Below are 21,618 nucleotides of genomic sequence, written 5' to 3' on the forward strand. Positions count from 1 at the left end.
TGAGCAACATCGTTCTGGCCCAGCAGGCCGCCGAGACCGTCAACCTCAACAAGGGTCTCGCCGCCATCGGTTACGGTCTCGGCGCGATCGGCCCCGGTATCGGTGTGGGTCTGATCTTCGCCGCCGTCATCAACGGCACCGCGCGTCAGCCGGAGGCCCAGGGCAAGCTGCAGAGCATCGGTTACGGAACCTTCGTGCTCACCGAGGTGCTCGCCCTGATCGGTATCGTCATCTACTTCATCGCCTCCGCCTGAGTCGTCCGCTCTCGCGTAAGGAGACGTTGTGCTGAAGACCGAAATGGTGCTGGCAGCGGAAAATCCGATCATTCCGAATGTTCCGGAACTGATCCTCGGCCTCGTCGCCTTCCTCATCCTGCTGTTCATCCTCAAGAAGTACGTCGTTCCTCGTTTCGAGGCCATGTACGAGGAGCGCGCGCAGAAGATCGAGGGCGGCATCGAGAAGGCGGAAAAGGCCCAGGCCGAAGCCGAAGAGGCGCTGGCGCAGTACAAGGCGCAGCTGGCCGAGGCGCGGTCCGAAGCCGCGAAGATCCGCGACGACGCGCGGCTCGAGGCCGAGCAGATCAAGGCGGAGCTGCGTGCCGAGGCCGAGGCCGAGTCCCAGCGCATCGTCGCTGCCGGGCAGGCTCAGCTGCAGGCCCAGAAGGCGCAGATCGTCGCCGAGCTGCGGGCCGACATGGGCCGCAACGCCGTCGAGCTGGCCAGCCGCATCGTCGGTGAGTCGCTCGAGGACGAGGCGCGCCGTCGCGGCACCGTCGACCGGTTCCTCGCGGAGCTGGAGACCGCCGGTGCCTCCAACGGAGCGGGAAAGTAGACCAGGATGACGCTGCATGCTGCGAGCCGTGAAGCGCTCGGCCTCGCCGAGGAACGCCTCGGCGAGGTTCTGGCGGGCGCCGAAGCGGCCGTGTCCTCGACGGTCGGCGACGAACTGCTTTCGGTCGTCGACCTGCTGGACGCCGAGATCGGCCTGCGCCGGGCGGTGAGTGACGCCTCGGCCGCGCCGGAGTCCCGCACCGGGCTGGTGCGCCGGCTGTTCGACGGAAAGCTGGGCGATCCGGCGCTGAAGGTGCTCGACGTTGTGGCAGGCAGCCGCTGGTCCAGCCCCCGTCAGCTGGTCGACGGGCTCGAGTCGCTCGGCCACTCGGCGCTGCTGACCGCCGCGGAGAAGTCCGGGAACGTCGACACCGTCGAGTCCCAGCTGTTCCAGGTCTCGCGGATCGTCGCGGGCGCCCCGGAGCTGGAGGCCGCGCTGTCGGACCTGGCCGGTTCCGCCGAAGCCAAGCGGACCCTTGTGCGCGGGCTGTTCGCCGGCAAGGTCGACCCGGTCGTCGAGACCCTGGTCGAGCAGGTCGTGCGCCGTGCCAAGGGACGTGGGGTCGGCGTCGGGCTCGACAAGCTGGTCAAGCTGGCCGCGGAACGCCGGGAGCGCTCGGTCGCGTACGTGACCAGTGCGAACGCGCTGTCGGACGAGCAGACCGCCCAGCTGGGCACGAAGCTCAACAACCTCTACGGGCGGCCGATCGCCTTGCACGTCGAAGTGAACCCGGCCCTCGGCGGCGGTCTCGTCGTCCGAGTCGGCGACGAGGTCATCGACGGCAGCACCGCGGGCCAGCTGGCCTCGCTGCGCCGGCGCCTCGCCCGGGCTTGAACCGGCGTCACACAAGACTTTGCACACTGGCAAGAACGAAGCGAGAGCGGGAAAGACATGGCCGAGCTGACGATCTCCTCGGATGAGATCCGTAGCGCGATCGAGAACTACGTCTCGAGTTACGCCCCGGACGTGAGCCGGGAAGAAGTTGGCGTCGTGGTCGACGCCGGTGACGGTATCGCCCACGTCGAGGGTCTGCCCTCGGCCATGGCCAACGAGCTGCTGGAGTTCCCGGGCGGCGTCCTCGGCGTCGCGCTGAACCTGGACGCGCGCGAGATCGGTGCCGCGATCCTCGGCGACTTCGAAAGCGTCGAAGAGGGCCAGCAGGTCAAGCGCACCGGGCAGGTCCTGTCCGTGCCGGTCGGCGACGGCTACCTCGGCCGCGTCGTGAACCCGCTCGGCCAGCCGATCGACGGTCTCGGCGAGGTCGAGACCACCGGCCGCCGTCCGCTGGAGGTCAAGGCCGCTTCGGTGGTCGAGCGCCAGCCGGTGGCCGAGCCGATGCAGACCGGGATCACCGCGATCGACGCGATGACCCCGATCGGGCGCGGCCAGCGCCAGCTGATCATCGGCGACCGCAAGACCGGCAAGACCGCGGTCGCGGTGGACACGATCATCAACCAGAAGGCCAACTGGGAGACCGGCGACCCGAAGAAGCAGGTTCGCTGCATCTACGTCGCGGTCGGCCAGAAGGGCTCCACGATCGCCTCGGTGAAGAAGTCCCTCGAGGACGCGGGCGCGATGGAGTACACTACCATCGTCGCCGCCCCGGCTTCGGACTCCGCGGGCTTCAAGTGGATCGCGCCGTACACCGGTTCGGCCATCGGCCAGCACTGGATGTACGAGGGCAAGCACGTCCTCATCGTGTTCGACGACCTGACCAAGCAGGCCGACGCCTACCGCGCGATCTCGCTGCTGCTGCGCCGCCCGCCGGGCCGCGAGGCGTTCCCCGGCGACGTCTTCTACTTGCACTCCCGTCTGCTGGAGCGCTGCGCGAAGCTGTCGGACGAGCTGGGCGCCGGCTCGCTGACCGGGCTGCCGATCATCGAGACCAAGGCGAACGACGTGTCGGCCTACATCCCGACGAACGTCATCTCGATCACCGACGGCCAGTGCTTCTTCCAGTCGGACCTGTTCAACGCCGGTCAGCGTCCGGCCATCGACGTGGGTATCTCGGTTTCCCGCGTGGGTGGTGCCGCGCAGGTCAAGGCGCTGAAGGACGTCTCGGGTTCGCTGCGTATCGACCTGTCGCAGTACCGCGAGCTGGAGGCGTTCGCCGCCTTCGCCTCGGACCTCGACGACGCGTCGAAGGCGCAGCTCGAGCGTGGTGTCCGGCTGTACGAGGTGCTCAAGCAGCCGCAGTACTCGCCGATCCCGGTCGAGGAGCAGGTCGCCACGGTGTACCTCGGCACGAACGGGCACTTCGACTCGGTGCCCACCGAGGACGTCCGCCGGTTCAACCACGAGTTCCTCGACTCGGCCCGTCGCAAGCACGCCGACGTCCTCGGCTCGATCCGCGACACGGGCAAGTTCTCGGACGAGGCTCGCGAGGGCCTGGTCAACGCGGTGAACGAGTTCAAGAAGGAGTTCACCACCTCCGAGGGCAAGAACCTGGTCGAGGCGGACGCCGACGCGATGGACGCCGACAAGGTCGGGCACGAGACCGTCAAGGTCAACAAGCCCGCCCCGAAGAAGTAAGCGGGTAGCTCATGGCCGCACAACTCCGGGAACTTCGGTCGCGCATCAAGGCGACCAAGTCGATCGGCAAGATCACCAAGGCGATGGAGCTCATCGCCACCGCGCGCATCACCAAGGCGCGGGCGAAGGTCGCCGCTTCCCGGCCGTACGCGGACGAGATCACCAAGGTGCTCTCGGCGCTGGCCGGTGCGGCGGCGAACCTGGACCACCCGCTCCTCGTCGAGCGGCCGAACCCGAAGCGCGCCGCGGTGCTCGTGGTGACCAGTGACAAGGGTCAGTGCGGTGGCTACAACGCCAACGTGCTGCGTGCCACCGAGGAACTCCTTGCCCTGCTCCGTGAAGAGGGCAAGGAAGCCCAGGTCTACGTCACCGGCAGCAAGGGGCTGAACTACTACCGGTTCCGCGGCCGTCCGGTGACCGACAGCTGGACGGGCTTCTCCGACCAGCCCGGCTACGCCAGCGCGGCGGAGGCCGGGGAGACGCTGGTCGAGTCGTTCCTCGCCGGAGCGGACGACACGACCGGCAACGCCGACGGCGTCGCCGGGGTCGACGAGATCCACGTGGTCTACACCGAGTTCGTTTCGATGCTGACGCAGAAGCCGGTCGCCAAGCGGGTCGCCCCGCTGGAGGTCGAGTACTCGGAGGGCGAAGAGGAGAAGCCCGCCGGGCTGCTTCCGAGCTACGAGTTCGAGCCGAGCGCCGACAAGCTGCTGGCCGCGTTGCTGCCGAAGTACATCAACACGCGGATCTTCGCGGCGTTGCTGGAATCGGCCGCGTCCGAGCTGGCCGCGCGGCGGACGGCGATGAAGGCCGCGTCGGACAACGCGAACGAACTGGTGAACACGCTGACGCGGGAGGCGAACCAGGCGCGTCAGGCCCAGATCACCCAGGAGATCTCCGAAATCGTTGGTGGCGCGAACGCGCTGACCGCAGCAGGAAGTGATGACTGATGACCAGTACTGAAACCCCGCGCGCCAAGGGGCGCATCGTGTCGGTGACCGGGCCGGTCGTTGACGTCGAGTTCCCGCGCGGTTCCGTTCCCGACCAGTTCAACGCGCTCAAGGTCGACATCGAGTTCGAGCAGCTGCGCAAGACGGTGACCCTCGAGGTCGCCAGCCACCTCGGTGACAACCTCGTCCGCACGATCTCCCTGCAGCCGCAGGACGGTCTGGTCCGCGGCGCCGAGGTCACCGACACCGGCAAGCCGATCACCGTCCCGGTCGGCGACAAGGTCAAGGGCCACGTCTACAACGCGCTCGGCGAGTGCCTCGACGAGCCCGGCTACGGCGAGGACCTCGAGCGCTGGGGCATCCACCGCAACCCGCCGTCCTTCGACCAGCTCGAGGGCAAGACGGAGATGCTGGAGACCGGCCTCAAGGTCGTCGACCTGCTGACCCCGTACGTGCAGGGTGGCAAGATCGGCCTGTTCGGCGGTGCCGGCGTCGGCAAGACGGTGCTCATCAAGGAGATGATCACCCGTGTCGCCCGGAACTTCGGTGGTACGTCGGTGTTCGCCGGGGTCGGCGAGCGCACCCGTGAGGGCAACGACCTCTTCCTGGAGATGTCCGAGGACGGCGTCATCAACGACACCGCGCTGGTGTTCGGGCAGATGGACGAGCCGCCGGGCACGCGTATGCGCGTCGCGCTGTCCGCGCTGACCATGGCGGAGTACTTCCGCGACGTCCAGAACCAGGACGTGCTGCTGTTCATCGACAACATCTTCCGGTTCACCCAGGCCGGTTCCGAGGTCTCGACCCTGCTGGGCCGCATGCCTTCGGCCGTGGGTTACCAGCCGACGCTGGCCGACGAGATGGGGCAGCTGCAGGAGCGGATCACCTCGACCCGTGGCCGGTCGATCACCTCGATGCAGGCGATCTACGTGCCCGCGGACGACTACACCGACCCGGCCCCGGCGACGACGTTCGCCCACCTGGACGCCACCACCGAGCTTTCGCGTGGCGTGTTCCAGAAGGGCATCTTCCCGGCGGTGGACCCGCTGGCGTCGACGTCGACCATTCTCGACCCGGCCATCGTCGGTGAGGACCACTACCGGGTCGCCTCCGAGGTCATCCGGATCCTGCAGAAGTACAAGGAGCTGCAGGACATCATCGCGATCCTCGGTATGGACGAGCTCTCGGAAGAGGACAAGCTGACCGTTCAGCGCGCGCGCCGCATCGAGCGGTTCCTGTCGCAGAACATGCTGGTCGCCGAGGCGTTCACCGGTCAGCCCGGTTCGACGGTGCCGCTGTCGGAGACCATCGAGTCGTTCGACCGCATCACCAAGGGTGACTTCGACCACTACCCGGAGCAGGCGTTCCTGGGTATCGGTGGTCTGGAGGACCTGGAGAAGAAGTACAAGGAAATCACCAAGAAGTGATTCCCGCTGAGCCGGGCGGGGTCGATGTCCATTGTGGACTGAAGACCCCGCCCGTCTCGTAACCGGACCTGTTGCTATTACACTCGGTGGTAACGCCCGAACTGAAGGAGTCCTACGTGGCTGAGATGTCCGTCGAGCTGGTGGCCGTCGAGCGCCGTCTCTGGTCGGGTACCGCCACTTTCGTGGTGGCCCAGACCACCGAGGGCGAGATCGGCGTCATGCCTGGTCACGAGCCCGTGCTCGGCCAGCTGGTCGAGGGTGGCGTCGTGAAAGTGACGACCACGGACGGCGAAACGGTCTGCGCCGCGGTCCACGGCGGTTTCCTCTCGGTCACCGCCACCGGGGTCAGCGTCCTCGCCGAGAGCGCCGAGCTTTCCGACGAGATCGACGTCAACGCCGCGAAGGCGGCCTTGACCGCCGAGGACGAGACAGAGCGGGCGAGGGCATCGGCCCAGCTGCGCGCGGCCGGTCAATCGGTCTGATCGAGCGACAGGGGCCGCGCCGTGGAAATCACCTTGGTGGTGCTGGGGCTCCTGATCGTGCTCGTGGTTCTCGTCGCCTGGTACGGGTGGCGATGGGTCCGGATGCGCCGAGGCGGTGGCGTGAGCGTCGCGCTGCGGTGGCGTCCGGACAACGAGCGGTCCAGCTGGCATCTCGGGCTCGGCCGCTACGAGGGTGACGAGTTCGTCTGGTTCCGCGTCTGGAGCCTCCGTACTGGTCCGGACCGGGTTTTCCAGCGGGAAAGCATGCAGATCGCCGACCGCCGCGATCCCTCCGGCACCGAGGCCTACGCCGTCCCCGACGGTTCCACCGTCCTCCGCTGCGAATCCTCGACCCAGGAAGCCATCGAAATCGCCATGGGCCCCGGCGCCCTCACCGGCTTCCTCTCCTGGCTCGAATCGGCCCCTCCCGGCCGCCGCCTCCCCCGCGCCTCCTGATCACGCGAGATCTCCGCCCAATCACGCGAGTTCTCCCGCCAAACACGCGAACCGACCATCCAGGCACGCGAGCCGACCTTCCGGGTACGTGAACCGACCGTCGGTGACGGCATTTCCGCCGCGCCATCGAGCCGCCGTGCGGGGCTACCCTCGACGTATGGAAGACATCGAGCGTCAGCAGGGCTGGGCGAAGCTTCCCGAACCGGTCCGGCTGGAGGACATCATCACCACGAAGGCCGTGGAGCCGGGCCAGGACTCGACTCCGGACGTCGACCTCGAGCGTTACTGGGCGGCGCAAGAACAGGGCTGAGCGGTACCGTTCCGGCGAACTCGCGTACCTGAACGGTCGGCTCGCGTACCTGGATGGCGAACTCGCGTGATCAGGCGGAGATCTCGCGTGATCAGGGGGCGCCGCCGGGTTGCCAGAGGACATCGCCGTCCGGGTTGGCGAGGCGGGCGAGGATGAACAGCAGGTCTGACAGGCGGTTCAGGTACTTCGCGGCAATCGGGTTCGTGGTGTCCGGCTCGGCTTCCAGGAGGGACCAGGCGGAGCGTTCGGCGCGGCGGGAGACGGTGCGGGCCTGGTGCAGGAAGGCGGCGCCGGGGGTGCCGCCGGGCAGGATGAACGACGTCAGCTTCGGCAGCCGCTCGTTGAACTCGTCGCACCAGCCTTCGAGGCGTTCGAGGTACTTCTCGGTGATGCGCAACGGTTCGTAGGGCGGGTTCTCCTGGATCGGCAGGCACAGATCCGCGCCGACGTCGAAGAGATCGTTCTGCACCGCACGCAGCACGTCGCCGATTTCCGGAGACAGCCCGCCGAGCGCGATCGCGAGTCCGATGACGGAATTCGCCTCGTCCGTGTCGGCATAGGCGCCCAGCCGCGCGGACGTCTTGGGGACGCGTGAGCCGTCCCCCAGCGCCGTCGTGCCGCTGTCGCCGACCTTCGTGTAGACGCGGTTGATGCGAACGACCATGGAGCCGACTCTACCCGGCCCGCCGTAAGACAACTGGGCCACTGAAAAGCACTGGGCCCCTGAAAAGCAAGAGTGGGCAAGAGGGCATGATTGGCGGCCATGAGCGAGCACTTCGACGTGCATGGTGGAGCCCGGCTGGTCGGCGAGGTCGACGTCGTCGGCGCCAAGAACAGCGTCCTCAAGCTGATGGCGGCGGCCCTGCTGGCCGAGGGAACCACCACGATCACGAACTGTCCGCAGATCCTGGACGTCCCGCTGATGGGCGACGTCCTGCGCAGTGTCGGCTGTGAGGTCGTCATCGACGGCGACACGGCGAAAATCACCACCCCGGCGGAGCTTTCGCACCGCGCGGACTCTTCGGCGATGGGCAAGCTGCGCGCGTCGGTCTGCGTGCTCGGCCCGCTGGTCGGACGGCTCAAGCAGGCGGTCGTCGCGCTGCCGGGCGGCGACGCGATCGGCTCGCGTCCGCTGGACATGCACCAGAGCGGCCTGCGCAAGCTGGGCGCCACGAGCACGATCGAACACGGCTGCGTGGTCGCGAAGGCCGACAACCTGTACGGCGCGCAGATCTGGCTGGACTTCCCGAGCGTCGGCGCCACCGAGAACATCCTCATGGCGGCCGTGCTCGCCGAGGGCACCACGATCATCGACAACGCCGCGCGCGAGCCCGAGATCGCCGACATCTGCACGATGCTCACCGAGATGGGCGCGAAGATCGAGGGCGCGGGCACGTCGACGCTCACCGTGCACGGCGTCGAGAAGCTGCACCCGACCGAACACCGCGTGATCGGAGACCGGATCGTCGGCGCCACCTGGGCGTTCGCCGCCTCGATGACCCGGGGCGACCTGACCGTGCGCGGGGTGAACCCGCACCACCTGGACCTCGTGCTGGACAAGCTGCGGCTCGCCGGCGCCGAGGTCACCACGTTCGACGACAAGGGTTTCCGCGTCGTCCAGCCCGAGCGCCCGAAGGCCGTCGACTGGGTGACGCTGCCCTACCCGGGCTTCGCGACCGACCTGCAGCCGTTCGCGGTGGCGCTCTCGGCGGTCTCCGAAGGCACGTCGATGATCACCGAGAACGTCTACGAGGCGCGGTTCCGGTTCATCGAGGAGATGATCCGGCTCTCCGGCGACGCCCGCACCGACGGCCACCACGCCGTCGTCCGCGGTGTCGACCGGCTCTCCAGCGCGCCGGTGTGGGCCTCGGACATCCGCGCGGGCGCCGGACTGGTGCTGGCCGGGCTGTGCGCGGACGGCGTCACCGAGGTCTGGGACGTCTTCCACATCGACCGCGGCTACCCGTACTTCGTGGAGAACCTCAACCGCCTCGGCGCCCGCGTCGAGCGCGTAGGCGGCGAACCCGAGCGCTCGTAGTACACAGTCGAGTAACCTCGTATACAAGGTTTGCGAGGTTAGGGGTCTGCGATGACGGCACTACCCGACTGGATGGTGCTCCCGCCTGAGGGCTTGACCGTTGCCGCCTATGAGGCGCTGCCCGAAGATGTCTGCCGCAGCATTGAGGTTGTCGATGGAGCGATCGTCGTGAATCCGGCTCCGCGCCGCCCCCACCAGAAGATCATCCGCCGTCTTTCCTACGCGCTGGAAGCGGCTTGCGGGCCGGAGTTCGCCGTCGAGTTCGACGTCGATCTCCGGCTCCGTGATGTGCCCCTGCTCAATCGGCGCCCCGATCTGGTGATTTACGAGTCGTCCTTGGACGCTGACGCGGTGCTCCGCCCGGAGCACTGCAAGCTCGTCGTCGAGGTGATGTCTCCTGGTTCGGTCACGGCCGACCAGACCGACAAACCGGCCGAGTACGCGGCCGCCAGGATTCCGTATTTCTGGCGGGTCGAAAACGAGACGGACGATGTCCGCGGGCTGAAGGTGTTCTGCTACCAGCTCGATCCGACCACCAGGACCTACGCGTCCGCGGGAATCCACAAGCGGAAACTCGAGGTTTCCGAGCCGTTCGACTTCGCCCTCGACCTGGCCGAACTGCTCTGAAGCCGGGTCAGACCTTGGCGCCCAGCGCGCGGAGGAACAGGTCGGCGAGGCGGTCCAGGTAGTCCGGGCCCAGCGGGGCCTGGCGCACCACGAGACGCCAGTACATCGGCGCGGCGAGCAGGTCCATGGCCATCTCGAGGTCGGTGTCCCCGGGGAGTTCGCCGCGGGCGATGGCGCGGCGCAGCATCGCTTCGGCGCGTTCCCGCCGGGGGACGCCGATGGCGTGACGCGTGCGTTCGGCCTGCTCGACGGTTCGCGCGCCTTCGGCGACCAGATCGGGAAAAATGCGCGAGAACTGCGGGTGGGTTATCCACTCGTGGAACGCTTCCAGCGTCAGCAGCAGGTCGCCCCGCAATGAGCCGGTGTCCTCGACGTCGGCGCGGGCCACGCTGAACTCCGACACCACCGCCGTCACCATTTCCTGCTTCGACGACCACCGCCGGTACAAGGCGCTCTTGCCGACGCTCGCGCGTTTCGCGACGGCTTCCATGGACAGCCGTCCGTAGCCCTGCTCGGCGAGTTCGTCGAGGACGGCGTCGGTGATGGCCTGGGTGACCTCGGGCTGCAGTACGGCGGCACCGGTCGGCTTGCGGGGGCTCATACGGGCCAGTGTAACGGGTGGACGGGACGGTACCGTCCCGTGTATGTTCGACGTCGGGACGGGCCCGTATCGTCCAAACGTTGAAGGAGTTTCCATGCGACCTCGTGAGCTGGTCGAGTACGCGCTGAACCTGTTGCTCGCCAAGAACATGTCCGCGTTCGCCGGACTGTGGGCCGAGGACGGCGTGCTGGAGTTCCCGTTCGCTTCGCCCGGATACCCGAGCCGTCTCGACGGCCGTGCCGCGATCCACGAGTACCTGCGGGACTACCCGGCCGTCGTCGACATCCGCGCGATCACCAGGCAGCAGATCCACGAGACCGTCGACCCGGCCGTGGTGATCGCGGAGTTCGCGGTCGCCGGCGTCGCGGTCCACACCGGGCGGCCGTACCGGCTGAGCTACATCGCGGTCGTCACCGTGCGGGACGGCGAGATCCGGCATTACCGCGACTACTGGAGCCCGCTCGCCGCGGCCGAGGCGCTCGGCGGTGTGGACGAACTCATGGCGGCGTTCGCAGGTGGTCGCGATGCCTGACGTCCTCGTCCTCGGCGCCACCGGGACCACCGGCAGCCGGGTGCTCGCCGGGCTGCGCGAGCGCGGTGTGAAAACCCGTGCGGCAACACGGAAACCCGTCGAGCCCGGCCAGATCCGGTTCGACTGGACCGATCGCTCCTCGCACGCCGACGCGGTCCGCGACGTCCGCGCGGTGTACCTCGTCGCGCCGATCGGGGTCGCCGAGCCGCTGTCTCTGGTCGAGCCGTTCGTGGCCGACGCGCGGACCGCGGGCGTCCGCCGCGTCGTCCTGCTCAGCTCGTCCGCGGTCACCGAGGACACTCCGGGGCTCGGTGCGTTGCAACGCCTGGTGCGCACGGAAATGCCGGAGTGGACGGTGCTTCGCCCGTCGTGGTTCATGCAGAACTTCACCGGCGAGCACCTGGTGGCACAGGGAGTCCGGGCCGGCGAGATCGTCACGGCGACCGGTGACGCCCGGGTTGCCTTCGTCGACGCCGCCGACATCGCGGCCGTCGCGGTCCGCGCGCTGACCGACGGCGAACCGCACAACACCGATCACGTCGTCACCGGCCCGGAGACGCTGAGCTACGCCGAAACGGCCGAGATCATCGCCCGCCATACCGGACGTCCGGTGCGGCACCGCACCGTCACACCGGACGAGTTCGCCGAGCGGCTGAGGAACGACGGCCTGCCCGCCGAGTACGCCGCGATGCTCGCCGCGCTGGACGAGTACATCGAGCGCGGCGCCGAAGACCGTGTCACCCAGACCGTCGAACGGGTCACCGGAACCCCGGCCCGTTCGTTCCGCACCTTCGTGAAAGAGGAGATCCGATGAAGCAGCTCATGTTCGAAGACGACGCCCAGTTCTGGTTCGAGACCGTGCGCCTGTTCAGCCACGCCGCGTACGGCGGCGCGGACTTCGGCGAGGTTCTCGCCGCGGCGTCCCAGGTCAAGCCGGGTGACTACGACAGCTGGCACGACGCCTACCTCGCGCTGGCCGATCGCCTGGCGGAGGAAGCCAAGTCGGCGCGCCCGGTGACCGAACGGGACCTCCTGATGCGGGCCTCGACCTACTACTTCTCGGCGGGATTCTTCCTGCACGGCAACCCGGCCGACCCACGGATCAACCACTCGTACGACCGGAGCGCGGAGACTTTCCGCCGCGCGGTGGAGCTGTTCGGCCCCGCCATCGAACCGGTCGAAATCCCTTACGAGGGCACGGTTCTGCACGGTTACCTCTACCGCGCGCCCGGCGACGGCCCGAAGCCGACGCTGGTGATGCACAGCGGGTTCGACGGCAGTGCGGAGGAACTGCACTACTTCGGCGCGCTCGCCTGCGTCGAACGCGGCTATCACGTGCTGACCTTCGACGGTCCGGGGCAGCCGAGCGCGATCCGCCGCGGGCTGGTCTTCCGGCCGGACTGGGAGAACGTCGTCGGCCCGGTGCTCGACTTCCTGGCCGATGTGCCCGGTGTCGACCAGGAAAAGATCGCGCTGCTCGGGGTGAGCCTCGGCGGCGAGCTCGCGCCCCGCGCCGCGGCGTTCGAGCCCCGGCTGGCCGCGCTGGTCGCGGTGGACGGCGTCTACGACGCGGCTTCGGTCCTGCCCTCCTTCCTGAAGTGGGACCGCGCGGAGATCGTGCGCCGCGCCAACGCCGAGCGTGACGACGAACTCGACGGAATCCTCGCCGCGGCAAGGGAAGCGAGCCCGACCATGCGCTGGGCGACTGACCACGGCCGGTACGTCATGGGTGCCGCGAGCGACCGCGAGTTCGTCGCCAAGTACCTCCAGTACACGCTCGAAGACGGCGTCGCCGAGCGGATCACCTGCCCGGTGCTCGTGTGCGAGGCCACGGAGGATCTGTTCTTCAACGGCGACGACGAAATCAAGCCCGAACCGCAGCGGCTGTACGAGCACCTGACCGCGCCGAAGACGTTGCTGACGTTCACCGCCGAGGAAGGCGCCGACGCGCACTGTCACGCCGGTGCGATGCGCCTGGCCGCCGGCCGCATCTACGACTGGCTGGACCGGACGCTCTAGTTCTCCACCGCGAGCGCTGCGCCGAAGCCGATCAGGGCGGTGCCGGTGACTCCGTCGAGCGCGCGACGGACCCGGCGCCGCTCCAGCCAGGCACGGACGCGGTGCACGAAGAACAGCAGCACCAGCAGCCAGCCTGTGCCCAGCACCGCGACGGTGTACGCGAGCGCCAGCGCGTCCCAGGTGGTGGTGCGGCCCGGGTCGAGGAACTGCGGCAGCACCGACAAGTAGAGCACCAGGACCTTGGGATTGGTGATGTTGGACAGGAACCCCTCGCGCCAGCGCCGGAACCCGCTCGCCTTCCGGCGCTGGGTCTCGGTGACGCCCGTGTAGTCGCCGCGCCAGGCGCCGCGCAGCGCCTGGAAGCCGAGGAAGAGCAGGTAGGCCGCACCGAGCCATTTGAGCGTGAGGAAGACCGGCTGCGACCTCGCGATGACGACCCCGAGCCCGAGCGCGGCGGCGGTGCCTTGGACGGCGTTGCCCGCGAAGATCCCCGCGGTGGCGAGCAGACCGCCCTTCGTGCCGCCGGACAGCGCGTTCTTGAGCATCACCATCGTGTCCGGCCCCGGCGCGAGCACGATCAGCACGGCGATGACCAGGTAACTACCGTAAGAACTCCACGTCACGGCTGCCCACGCTAACTCTCGCGGCCGGACGGTGTCTCGCGGATTTCCGTCACAGCCCTTCTGACGCCTCCAGTCACGCGAGATCTCCGTCCAATCACGCGAGTTACGCCGCCAATCACGCGAGTGCGCCGTTACGGCACCTGCGCCGGGCCGCCCGCCGGGTCACACTGACGTGTCGGATTCCACTGAGTGCACTATGTTACCGGCCGGTATACTCGGCGAATCGTCCACCGGAGGTGCACCGTGCCCTATCCAACGGATCGTGAGCGGGACCGGCCATGGGTGATGCGCACCTACGCCGGGCACTCCTCGGCGGCCGCGTCCAACGAGCTGTACCGCCGCAACCTCGCCAAGGGCCAGACCGGCCTCTCGGTCGCCTTCGACCTGCCGACGCAGACCGGCTACGACCCCGACCACCCGCTCGCCCGCGGTGAGGTCGGCAAGGTGGGCGTCCCGGTCGCGCACATCGGTGACATGCGGCGGCTCTTCGACGGCATCCCGCTCGCCGAGGCCAACACGTCGATGACGATCAACGCGCCCGCCATGTGGCTGCTGGCGCTGTACGTCTCCGTGGCGCGCGAACAGGCCGAAGCCGAAGGACGCGACATCGACGAGGTGCTCGCCAAGCTCACCGGCACCACGCAGAACGACATCATCAAGGAGTACCTGTCCCGCGGGACGTACATCTTCCCGCCGGGGCCGAGCCTGCGGCTGATCACCGACATGATCGCGTGGACCGTGCACCACGTGCCGAAGTGGAACCCGATCAACATCTGCAGCTATCACCTGCAGGAGGCCGGGGCGACGCCGACGCAGGAGGTCGCCTACGCGCTGTGCACCGCGATCGCCGTCCTCGACGCCGTCCGCGATTCCGGCCAGGTCGACGAGGGCGACATGGCCAAGGTCGTCGCGCGGATCTCGTTCTTCGTCAACGCCGGTGTGCGGTTCGTCGAGGAGATGTCCAAGATGCGCGCGTTCACCGCGCTCTGGGACGAGATCACGCGCGATCGTTACGGCGTAACGGATCCGAAGGCGCGGCGGCTGCGTTACGGCGTCCAGGTCAACTCGCTGGGCCTGACCGAGGCGCAGCCGGAGAACAACGTCCAGCGCATCGTGCTGGAGATGCTGGCCGTGTCGCTTTCCCGTGGCGCGCGGGCCCGCGCGATCCAGTTGCCGGCGTGGAACGAGGCGCTCGGCCTGCCGCGTCCGTGGGATCAGCAGTGGGCACTGCGGATGCAACAGGTTCTCGCGTTCGAGACGGATCTGCTGGAGTACGAGGACATCTTCGACGGTTCGTACGTCATTCAGGCCAAAGTGGACGAAATCGTCGCGGGCGCGCGCGAGGAGATCGCGCGCGTGCAGGACCTCGGCGGCGCGGTCGCGGCGGTCGAGAGCGGCTACATGAAGTCGCAGCTGGTCACCTCGCTCGCGGAGTACCGCCGCGGGATGGAGAACGGCGAGCGGATCCTGGTCGGGGTCAACAAGTTCGAGACCACCGAGCCCTCACCGCTGCAAGCCGAAGGCGCCAAGGCGATCGAGACCGTCGACCCGGCGGTGGAGAAGGCCGCGGTCGCCGCGATCGAGGAATGGCGGACGCAGCGCGACAACGCCGCCGTCGAACGATCCCTGGCGAAGCTGCGCGAAAAGGCCGAGACGACGGAGAACCTGTTCGAGGCCACTGTGGACTGTGCGCGGGCCGGGGTCACCACCGGCGAGTGGTCGGCCGCGCTGCGTGAGGTGTTCGGCGAATACCGGGCGCCGACGGGAGTGTCCGCCTCGGCGGCCGCGGGCTCGGGCGATCCCGGGCTGGAGCGGGTCCGCGAACGGGTCAGGGCCACCGAGGCCGAACTCGGCGAGCGCCTGCGCATCCTGGTCGGGAAACCCGGGCTGGACGGACATTCCAACGGTGCCGAGCAGGTCGCCGTCCGTGCCCGCGACGTCGGTTTCGAGGTCGTCTACCAGGGCATCCGGCTCACCCCGGAGCAGATCGTCGCGGCAGCCGTGCAGGAAGGCGTGCACGTGGTGGGGCTGTCCGTGCTGTCCGGTTCGCATCTCGAAGTCGTGCCGAACGTGGTGGACGGCCTGCGGGCGGCGGGTGCCGGCGACATCCCGGTGATCGTCGGCGGCATCATCCCGCCGGACGACGAGCAGCTGCTGCTCGAACGCGGGATCGCGCGGGTGTTCACGCCGAAGGACTACGAGCTGACCGACATCATGGACGGCATCGTGAGTCTTGTGCGGGAGCGGCACGGACTCGGCGCCTGAACGCGATTCATCGGAAAATTACCCAGAAAACTGGCAACACGTTTATGATTTTCGAAACGCGGCCGCGAGGTAACGGGCCGAGAAGGAGTGGACACTTACCGTTTCCAACGGTCAATTTCCGGTAACGGCGGGCGGTGATCATTCCGCTCACCGTGCTTTGTTCCGGTGCGGCACCTACGTTCGGTTCACCCAGAATGGATCGAAACGAGGTGCTGTCATGAAGCACGGCGAGTGGTCCCGGCGTGACTTTTTCCGCCGTTCGGCGGTGTTGGGCGCCGCCGCGATCGGTGGTCCCGTCCTGTTGTCCGCGTGCACGTCGACGTCCTCCGGTGACGCGCTGCAGGCGGCGAAGAGCGCCAAGAAAATCAAGATCGGCATCGCGAACGAATCCCCGTACGGATTCACCGACCAGAGCGGGCGAGTCACCGGCGAAGCGCCCGAGGTCGCGCGCGCGGTGTTCAAGGCAATGGGCATCGACGCCGTCGAGGCCGAGGCGGTGTCCTTCGACCAGCTGATCCCCGCGCTCAACGCGAAGAAGTACGACGTCGTCGCGGCCGGGATGAACATCACCCAGAAACGCTGTGGCCAGGCGGCTTTCTCGCTGCCGGACTATTCGGCGCTGACGGCTTTGCTGGTGCCGAAGGGCAATCCGCAGCAGGTACTGAAGTTCGAGGACATCAAGGCGAAGAAGGTCAAGGTCGCGGTGCTCTCGGCGGCCGTGGAGAAGGGCTACGCCACCGACTCCGGGGTGCCCGAGGACCAGATCACCACCCTGGACTCCCAGGACAACCTGCTGCGCGCGGTCACCGACGGCCGGGTCTACTGCGCCGCGCTCACCGACATCTCGCTCAAGGACCTGCTGAAGAAGAATCCCGGCGCGGCCGCCGAGGTTACGCAGGGATTCGACCCGATGAAGGACGGCAAACCGGTGATCTCGGCGGGCGGTTTCGTCTTCCGCACCAGTGACACCTCGCTGCGGGACGCCTTCAACGCCGAACTGAAGAAGCTGCACGACGGCGGGGAATGGGCCAGGATCGTCGCTCCGTTCGGCTTCACCGAGGCGAACCTGCCGAAGCCGGACGTGACCACCGAAAAGCTGTGCGCCGCGTAACGGGTGGCGCGTCATGTCAAACGTGTCGCACATCGTCACGTCCGTCCTCAGTGGACTGACCGCGACGGTTGAAGCTGCCCTCGGCGGCATAGCGCTCACTGTGGTGCTCGCCCTCGTCGCCGGTCTCGCGCTGCTCTCGCCGTCGCGGATCGTCCGGGGCATCGCGCGGCTGTACGTCGAAATCTTCCGTGGCACCTCGGAAGTCGTGCAGTTGTTCTGGCTGTTCTTCGTGCTGCCCGTGCTCGTCGGTTTCCAGCTCGTGCCGCTGTTCGCGGGCATCCTCGTGCTGGGCCTCAACCACGGCGCGTACGGCGCGGAGATCGTGCGGGGCGCGGTGCGGTCGGTGCCGAAGGAACAGTACGAGGGCGCGATCGCGCTCAACCTGACGCCGGCGCAGCGGATGACCAGGGTGATCCTGCCGCAGGCGTTCGTGGAAATGCTGCCCCCGTTCAACAACCTGTTCATCCAGCTGCTCAAGAGCACCGCGCTGCTGTCGTTCATCTCGGCGGGCGAGATCGCCGAACAGGGTGAGCTGCTGCGGCCGGTGTTCGGCGCGGACATCGTCTGGATCTACGCCACCGAACTCGTGCTCTACCTGCTGCTCGCGATCCTGATCACGATCGGGATGCGGGCGCTGGAGCGAGCGTCGGCGCGGCGTCTCGGCCGGACGCCGCCGTCGCGGACCAAGGCCGTCGCCTCGGCGGGAGGTGTGTGATGAACTGGAGCTGGCAGGCGGCGTTCGACTCGCTTCCCTTGCTGCTCAAGGGTTTGCTCGTGACGGTCGAGCTCACGCTGCTGGGCTCGGCGCTGGCCTACGCACTCGGCCTCGTACTGGCGATTCTGCGCCGCGCGCGGATTCCCGTGCTGTCCCAGGCGATCTGGCTGTTCATCGAGTTCGTGCGCAGCACCCCGTTGCTGATCCAGGTGTTCGTCCTGTTCTGGCTGGTGCCGCCGGTGACCGGGTTCAAGATGTCCGCCTTCGTCACCGGGGTGGTGGCGCTCGGGGTGCACTACGCGACCTACGCGGCCGAGGTGTACCGGGCGGGGATCGAGGCCGTCCCGAAAGGACAGTGGGAGGCCGCGGTCGCGCTGAACCTGCCGCGGGCGCGCACGTGGCGTGCGGTGATCCTGCCCCAGGCGATCCCGCGGGTGCTACCCGCGCTGGGCAACTACACCATCTCGATGTTCAAGGAAACCCCGCTGCTGCTGGCGATCGGCGTGCTGGACGTGCTGTACCAGGCGAAAGCGGTGGGCGCGGACACTTTCCGCGTCGTCGAGCCCTACACCATGGCCGGGGTGCTCTTCCTCCTGGTGAGCCTGCCCGCCTCGATACTGGTCCGGAGATTGGAACGCCGCCGTGTCCACAGTGCCTGATCCCCACGCGATGATCCGGTTTTCCGGGGTGGTCAAGAAGTTCGGCGCCAACGTCGTGCTCGACGATCTCGATTTCTCCGTCGCGCCGGGGGAGTTCGTCTCGCTGATCGGCCCGAGCGGCTCCGGGAAGACGACGATCCTGCGGCTGCTGATGACCTTGGAAAAGGCCGACGACGGCACGATCGAGGTCTGCGGCGACTATCTGAGCCATATGCGCAAGGGTGACAAGCTCGTGCGCGCGGACGAGAAGCACCTGCGCGAGATGCGCCGGCGCATCGGGATGGTGTTCCAGCAGTTCAACCTGTTCCCCAACATGAACGTGCTGCGCAACATCACCGAGGCGCCGGTCCGCTCGCTCGGCCTCGCCGTCGACGAGGCCGAGGCGCGGGCACTCGACCTGCTGGACATGGTCGGGCTGTCGGACAAGGCCCAGGCGCACCCCACCCAGCTGTCCGGTGGCCAGCAGCAGCGGGTCGCCATCGCGCGGGCGCTCGCGATGCGGCCCGACGTGCTGCTGCTGGACGAGGTGACCTCCGCGCTCGACCCGGAGCTCGTCGCGGACGTCCTGCGGGTGCTGCGGGACATCGCGACCAGCACGGACATCACTATCCTGTGCGTGACCCACGAAATGCAGTTCGCCCAGGACGTTTCGGACCGGGTGATGATGTTCGACCACGGCCGGGTGCTCGAGGACGCCGCGCCGGAGAAACTGTTCAGCGAGCCCGAACACGAGCGGACCCGGCGGTTCCTGAAGGCGGTGATCGACCGCGAGTGAGCGACGGCTGCCTCGGCGGCAGCCGGCAGGCCACAGCGAGCAGCCCGCTGCCCGATCGCACCACGGCCCGTCGACGAAGGGGCAGACCGGCTCGACCGGCGGGCCGTGAGGTGATGTCCTCGAACCGGGCGTCCGGACGAACGTGCCGCCGGGGTTCCACGGTGGCTCGCCGTTCGCCGCTCCGGCTCGTCCGGGAAGCCGGGTTCGCGCCACCCGGCTCCCCGGGCGATCAGTGGTCTCGGGCTCAGCGGAGTCCCGCGAGAACGTCCTTTGTGGACTTCACGGTCGCGAAGCCGCCGCCGTGCAGGTTCGCGGCGGTCGTGCGGTTCAGCTCGTCCGCGGTCACCACGGCGCCGTCCGGTCCTTCGAGGTCGAAGGTGTAGGTGGCGTCGAGGGCGAAAGTGACGTCGTAGCCGAGGTTTCCGCCCATCCGCGCGGTGGTTTCGCAGCAGAAGTTCGTCTGGATCCCGGCCAGTACGAAGCTCGTGATGCCCCGGGTTTCGAGCCACCCGTCCAGATCGACGTCGCCGATGAACGCCGAGTTCACCTTCTTGCCGAACACCAGGTCCGGCCGGGCGCCGTCGAGTTCGGCCTTGAAGTCGTTACCCGGCTGCCCGGGGCGCAGCGGCGAGTCCGGTTTCGCCGAGTCGTGGTGTACGAGGACGACCGGAAGCCGTCGTTCCTGCCAGGCGTCGAGGAGCGCCTTGATGTTGGCTTCGGCGCCGGGATTGTTGCGTGGGCCCCAGAAATCCGGGGCGTCGAAACCGCGCTGGACGTCGATCAGGATCAGTGCCGTGTTCGTCATGCTCCCGAGTTTCGCGGGACGTGGCCGCCGCAGGGGAGTGGCAGAAGACGCGCGATGCGGTACTTTTCTGCCATGCACACGATCGGGGTACTGCTGCTGCCGGGCACCCGGATGTTCGACGTCGGGGTGATCGGCGAGGTCTGGGGCCAGGACCGGACCGCGAGCGGAATCGGGCCGTTCGAGCTGCGCTGGTGCAGCCCCGGCCGGGTGCGCACGGCGCTGCACCCGGCCGGTGACCTCGCGGCCACGCACGGGCTCGCCGGGCTCGGCGGCTGCGACCTCGTGCTCGCGCCGGGCCGCGTGGACCCGCGCGGCGACGTCCCGAAGGTCGCCGTCGCGGCGCTGCGCCGGGCCCATCGCGCGGGCAGCGTCGTCGCGTCGCTCTGCTCGGGTGCGTTCACCCTGGCCGCCGCCGGACTGCTCGACGGCCATGCCGCGACGACGCACTGGTCGCTCTTCGCCGACCTCGAACGCGTCGCGCCCGAGGCGCGTCTCGAGCCGGATGTCCTGTACACCGACGACGGCGACATCCTGACCTCGGCGGGCGTGGTCGGCGGGCTCGACCTGTGCCTGCACCTGGTCCGCCGCGACCACGGCGCCGACGTGGCGGCGACCCTGGCCCGCCGCTTGGTCATGCCGCCAGCCAGGGAAGGCGGTCAGCGCCAGTACGTCGAGAACCCCTTGCCGGCCAGGCCGTCCCGTCCGGGTATGACGTCCACAATGGACTGGGCGATGGCGCGGCTCGGCGAGGACATCGGGGTGGACGACCTGGTCGGGCACGCGGGCATGAGCGAGCGCACTTTCCACCGCGAGTTCGCCGCGGCCACCGGGGTCACGCCGGGACGGTGGCTGCGGGTCCAGCGGGTGCGGTACGCGCAGCGGCTGCTGGAGACCACCGAGCTGCCGGTCGAGCGGGTCGCCGAGCGGTCCGGGCTGGGGACCGCGGGGAACCTGCGGCGCCGGATGCGGACCGAGGTCGGCGTCGGGCCGGACTCCTACCGGCGCACGTTTCGTTCCCGCGCCGTGGGGGCTACCGTCGGATCATGGCCGAGTACGAGCACATCCTCGTGAAGCGGGACGGCGAGACCGTCACCGTCACCATGAACCGCGCTTCGCGGCGGAACTCGCTGTCCGCCGAGCACCTCGCCGAGCTGCTCGCGGCGTTCCGCGAGATCGGGAAGACCGACGCGACCGGCATCGTGCTGGCCGGGGCCGGGCCGGTGTTCTCCGCCGGGCACGACTTCGGCGACGTCGCCGCGCGGGACCTGCCGGGGGTACGCGAGCTGCTGAAGCTGTGCACCGACCTGATGCACACGATGCAGTCGGTGCCGCAGGTCGTGATCGCGCGCGTGCACGGCCTCGCGACCGCCGCCGGCTGCCAGCTCGTGGCGTCGTGTGACCTCGCCGTGGCGGCGGAATCGGCCGGTTTCGCGCTGCCGGGCGGGAAAGGCGGCTGGTTCTGCCACACCCCGGCCGTCCCGGTCGCGCGGGCCGTCGGCCGCAAGCGCCTGATGGAGCTGGCGCTGACCGGCGACGTCGTCAACGCCGCCACCGCGCTGCACTGGGGCCTGGTGAACCGGGTCGTCCCGGACGACGAGCTGGACGACACCGTCGCCGGGTTACTGGCGCGGGCGACCAGGGGCAGCCGGGCGAGCAAGGCGCTCGGCAAGCAGACGCTGTACGCCCAGTTGGACCGTCCCGAAGCCGATGCCTACACGATCGCGCTGGAGGTCATGGCCGCGGCGTCCCAGCTCCCCGGCGCCCGCGAAGGCATGGCCGCGTTCCTCGAAAAGCGCCACCCCTCCTGGCCGGACTGACGTGAGCCGAAGGGGACTTTCCTCGCGTCGCATGCGAGGAAAG

The 21,618-nt window shown here is 68.5% G+C and carries 25 protein-coding genes; 21 read left to right on the plus strand and 4 right to left on the minus strand.

Features of this window, described 5'->3' with window-relative positions:
* The 9 genes from ACFWY9_RS40955 to ACFWY9_RS40995 all read left to right on the plus strand — a co-directional run.
* Positions 1–254, plus strand: a 254-nt coding sequence (locus ACFWY9_RS40955; protein ID WP_378341423.1) for an ATP F0F1 synthase subunit C, incomplete at its 5' end; no start/stop codon positions are given.
* 28 nt (positions 255–282) lie between these two features.
* Positions 283–831, plus strand: a complete 549-nt coding sequence (locus ACFWY9_RS40960) for a F0F1 ATP synthase subunit B (RefSeq protein WP_378330399.1) — start codon at positions 283–285, stop codon at positions 829–831.
* A gap of 6 nt (positions 832–837) precedes the next feature.
* Complete coding sequence (locus ACFWY9_RS40965; protein WP_378341424.1) at positions 838–1,665, plus strand: F0F1 ATP synthase subunit delta; 828 nt, start codon at positions 838–840, stop codon at positions 1,663–1,665.
* Between the two features lie 57 nt (positions 1,666–1,722).
* Positions 1,723–3,363: a F0F1 ATP synthase subunit alpha gene (gene atpA / locus ACFWY9_RS40970; protein ID WP_378330397.1), complete on the plus strand. Its 1,641-nt coding sequence runs from the start codon at positions 1,723–1,725 to the stop codon at positions 3,361–3,363.
* 11 nt (positions 3,364–3,374) lie between these two features.
* Entirely contained in the window at positions 3,375–4,313 is a 939-nt protein-coding gene (locus ACFWY9_RS40975) for a F0F1 ATP synthase subunit gamma (RefSeq protein ID WP_378330396.1), read from the plus strand.
* Complete coding sequence (atpD, locus tag ACFWY9_RS40980) at positions 4,313–5,740, plus strand: F0F1 ATP synthase subunit beta (RefSeq protein ID WP_378330395.1); 1,428 nt, start codon at positions 4,313–4,315, stop codon at positions 5,738–5,740. The genes ACFWY9_RS40975 and atpD overlap by 1 nt, the downstream gene beginning before the upstream one ends.
* Before the next feature lie 116 nt (positions 5,741–5,856).
* Positions 5,857–6,222 carry a F0F1 ATP synthase subunit epsilon gene (locus ACFWY9_RS40985; protein ID WP_378330394.1) on the plus strand — a complete coding sequence of 122 codons (366 nt, stop codon included), beginning with the start codon at positions 5,857–5,859 and terminating at the stop codon, positions 6,220–6,222.
* 21 nt (positions 6,223–6,243) lie between these two features.
* Positions 6,244–6,678, plus strand: a complete 435-nt coding sequence (locus ACFWY9_RS40990) for a DUF2550 domain-containing protein (RefSeq protein ID WP_378330393.1) — start codon at positions 6,244–6,246, stop codon at positions 6,676–6,678.
* Positions 6,679–6,835: 157 nt separating this feature from the next.
* A complete protein-coding gene (locus tag ACFWY9_RS40995; protein WP_378330392.1) occupies positions 6,836–6,988 on the plus strand; it encodes a hypothetical protein in 153 nt (50 codons plus the stop codon).
* Positions 6,989–7,079: 91 nt separating this feature from the next.
* Here ACFWY9_RS40995 and ACFWY9_RS41000 read toward each other — a convergent pair whose 3' ends face one another.
* Positions 7,080–7,652, minus strand: coding sequence for a cob(I)yrinic acid a,c-diamide adenosyltransferase (locus tag ACFWY9_RS41000; RefSeq protein WP_378341425.1), 573 nt, complete (start codon positions 7,650–7,652; stop codon positions 7,080–7,082).
* 99 nt (positions 7,653–7,751) lie between these two features.
* Here ACFWY9_RS41000 and murA point away from each other — a divergent pair, with 99 nt between their 5' ends.
* Entirely contained in the window at positions 7,752–9,026 is a 1,275-nt protein-coding gene (gene murA / locus ACFWY9_RS41005) for a UDP-N-acetylglucosamine 1-carboxyvinyltransferase (RefSeq protein ID WP_378330390.1), read from the plus strand.
* A gap of 51 nt (positions 9,027–9,077) precedes the next feature.
* Positions 9,078–9,653 carry a Uma2 family endonuclease gene (locus tag ACFWY9_RS41010; RefSeq protein WP_378341426.1) on the plus strand — a complete coding sequence of 192 codons (576 nt, stop codon included), beginning with the start codon at positions 9,078–9,080 and terminating at the stop codon, positions 9,651–9,653.
* A gap of 7 nt (positions 9,654–9,660) precedes the next feature.
* Here the strand turns inward: ACFWY9_RS41010 and ACFWY9_RS41015 are convergent, their stop codons facing one another.
* Positions 9,661–10,254, minus strand: a complete 594-nt coding sequence (locus ACFWY9_RS41015; protein ID WP_378341427.1) for a TetR/AcrR family transcriptional regulator — start codon at positions 10,252–10,254, stop codon at positions 9,661–9,663.
* Between the two features lie 94 nt (positions 10,255–10,348).
* On the opposite strand from ACFWY9_RS41015, the gene ACFWY9_RS41020 reads away from it, so the two are divergent.
* From ACFWY9_RS41020 to ACFWY9_RS41030, 3 genes are read left to right on the plus strand one after another with little or no spacing between them, the layout of a single operon-like run.
* A complete protein-coding gene (locus ACFWY9_RS41020; protein ID WP_378341428.1) occupies positions 10,349–10,786 on the plus strand; it encodes a nuclear transport factor 2 family protein in 438 nt (145 codons plus the stop codon).
* The gene (locus ACFWY9_RS41025; protein WP_378341429.1) at positions 10,779–11,600 is read left to right on the plus strand and encodes an NmrA family NAD(P)-binding protein; all 822 of its coding nucleotides are present in this window, start codon (positions 10,779–10,781) and stop codon (positions 11,598–11,600) included. The genes ACFWY9_RS41020 and ACFWY9_RS41025 overlap by 8 nt, the downstream gene beginning before the upstream one ends.
* Positions 11,597–12,805 carry an alpha/beta hydrolase family protein gene (locus ACFWY9_RS41030; RefSeq protein WP_378341430.1) on the plus strand — a complete coding sequence of 403 codons (1,209 nt, stop codon included), beginning with the start codon at positions 11,597–11,599 and terminating at the stop codon, positions 12,803–12,805. The genes ACFWY9_RS41025 and ACFWY9_RS41030 overlap by 4 nt, the downstream gene beginning before the upstream one ends.
* Here ACFWY9_RS41030 and ACFWY9_RS41035 read toward each other — a convergent pair.
* Positions 12,802–13,428 (minus strand): LysE family translocator, encoded by a 627-nt coding sequence (locus ACFWY9_RS41035; protein WP_378341431.1) that lies wholly within the window; start codon positions 13,426–13,428, stop codon positions 12,802–12,804. The genes ACFWY9_RS41030 and ACFWY9_RS41035 overlap by 4 nt on opposite strands.
* A 243-nt stretch (positions 13,429–13,671) precedes the next feature.
* On the opposite strand from ACFWY9_RS41035, the gene ACFWY9_RS41040 reads away from it, so the two are divergent.
* The 5 genes from ACFWY9_RS41040 to ehuA all read left to right on the plus strand — a co-directional run bounded on the left by ACFWY9_RS41040 (position 13,672) and on the right by ehuA (position 18,953).
* On the plus strand, positions 13,672–15,693 hold the full coding sequence (locus ACFWY9_RS41040; RefSeq protein WP_378341432.1) for a protein meaA: 2,022 nt from the start codon (positions 13,672–13,674) through the stop codon (positions 15,691–15,693).
* Between the two features lie 217 nt (positions 15,694–15,910).
* Positions 15,911–16,804 carry an ectoine/hydroxyectoine ABC transporter substrate-binding protein EhuB gene (gene ehuB, locus ACFWY9_RS41045; RefSeq protein ID WP_378341433.1) on the plus strand — a complete coding sequence of 298 codons (894 nt, stop codon included), beginning with the start codon at positions 15,911–15,913 and terminating at the stop codon, positions 16,802–16,804.
* Between the two features lie 13 nt (positions 16,805–16,817).
* Positions 16,818–17,519, plus strand: a complete 702-nt coding sequence (gene ehuC / locus ACFWY9_RS41050; protein WP_378341434.1) for an ectoine/hydroxyectoine ABC transporter permease subunit EhuC — start codon at positions 16,818–16,820, stop codon at positions 17,517–17,519.
* Positions 17,519–18,178 carry an ectoine/hydroxyectoine ABC transporter permease subunit EhuD gene (ehuD, locus tag ACFWY9_RS41055; RefSeq protein WP_378330381.1) on the plus strand — a complete coding sequence of 220 codons (660 nt, stop codon included), beginning with the start codon at positions 17,519–17,521 and terminating at the stop codon, positions 18,176–18,178. Before ehuC ends, ehuD begins: the two co-directional genes overlap by 1 nt.
* 10 nt (positions 18,179–18,188) lie before the next feature.
* Positions 18,189–18,953, plus strand: a complete 765-nt coding sequence (gene ehuA / locus ACFWY9_RS41060; RefSeq protein WP_378341436.1) for an ectoine/hydroxyectoine ABC transporter ATP-binding protein EhuA — start codon at positions 18,189–18,191, stop codon at positions 18,951–18,953.
* Between the two features lie 244 nt (positions 18,954–19,197).
* Here ehuA and ACFWY9_RS41065 read toward each other — a convergent pair whose 3' ends face one another.
* A complete protein-coding gene (locus ACFWY9_RS41065; protein ID WP_378341435.1) occupies positions 19,198–19,758 on the minus strand; it encodes a cysteine hydrolase family protein in 561 nt (186 codons plus the stop codon).
* A 72-nt stretch (positions 19,759–19,830) separates the two neighbouring features.
* Here ACFWY9_RS41065 and ACFWY9_RS41070 point away from each other — a divergent pair, with 72 nt between their 5' ends.
* Together ACFWY9_RS41070 and ACFWY9_RS41075 are read left to right on the plus strand one after the other, a co-directional pair.
* Entirely contained in the window at positions 19,831–20,829 is a 999-nt protein-coding gene (locus ACFWY9_RS41070; protein WP_378330379.1) for a GlxA family transcriptional regulator, read from the plus strand.
* Positions 20,802–21,575 carry an enoyl-CoA hydratase-related protein gene (locus ACFWY9_RS41075; protein ID WP_378330378.1) on the plus strand — a complete coding sequence of 258 codons (774 nt, stop codon included), beginning with the start codon at positions 20,802–20,804 and terminating at the stop codon, positions 21,573–21,575. Before ACFWY9_RS41070 ends, ACFWY9_RS41075 begins: the two co-directional genes overlap by 28 nt.
* The last annotated feature ends 43 nt before the right edge of the window (positions 21,576–21,618 follow it).

Source organism: Amycolatopsis sp. NPDC059027, assembly GCF_042739735.1.
Classification (GTDB): domain Bacteria; phylum Actinomycetota; class Actinomycetes; order Mycobacteriales; family Pseudonocardiaceae; genus Amycolatopsis.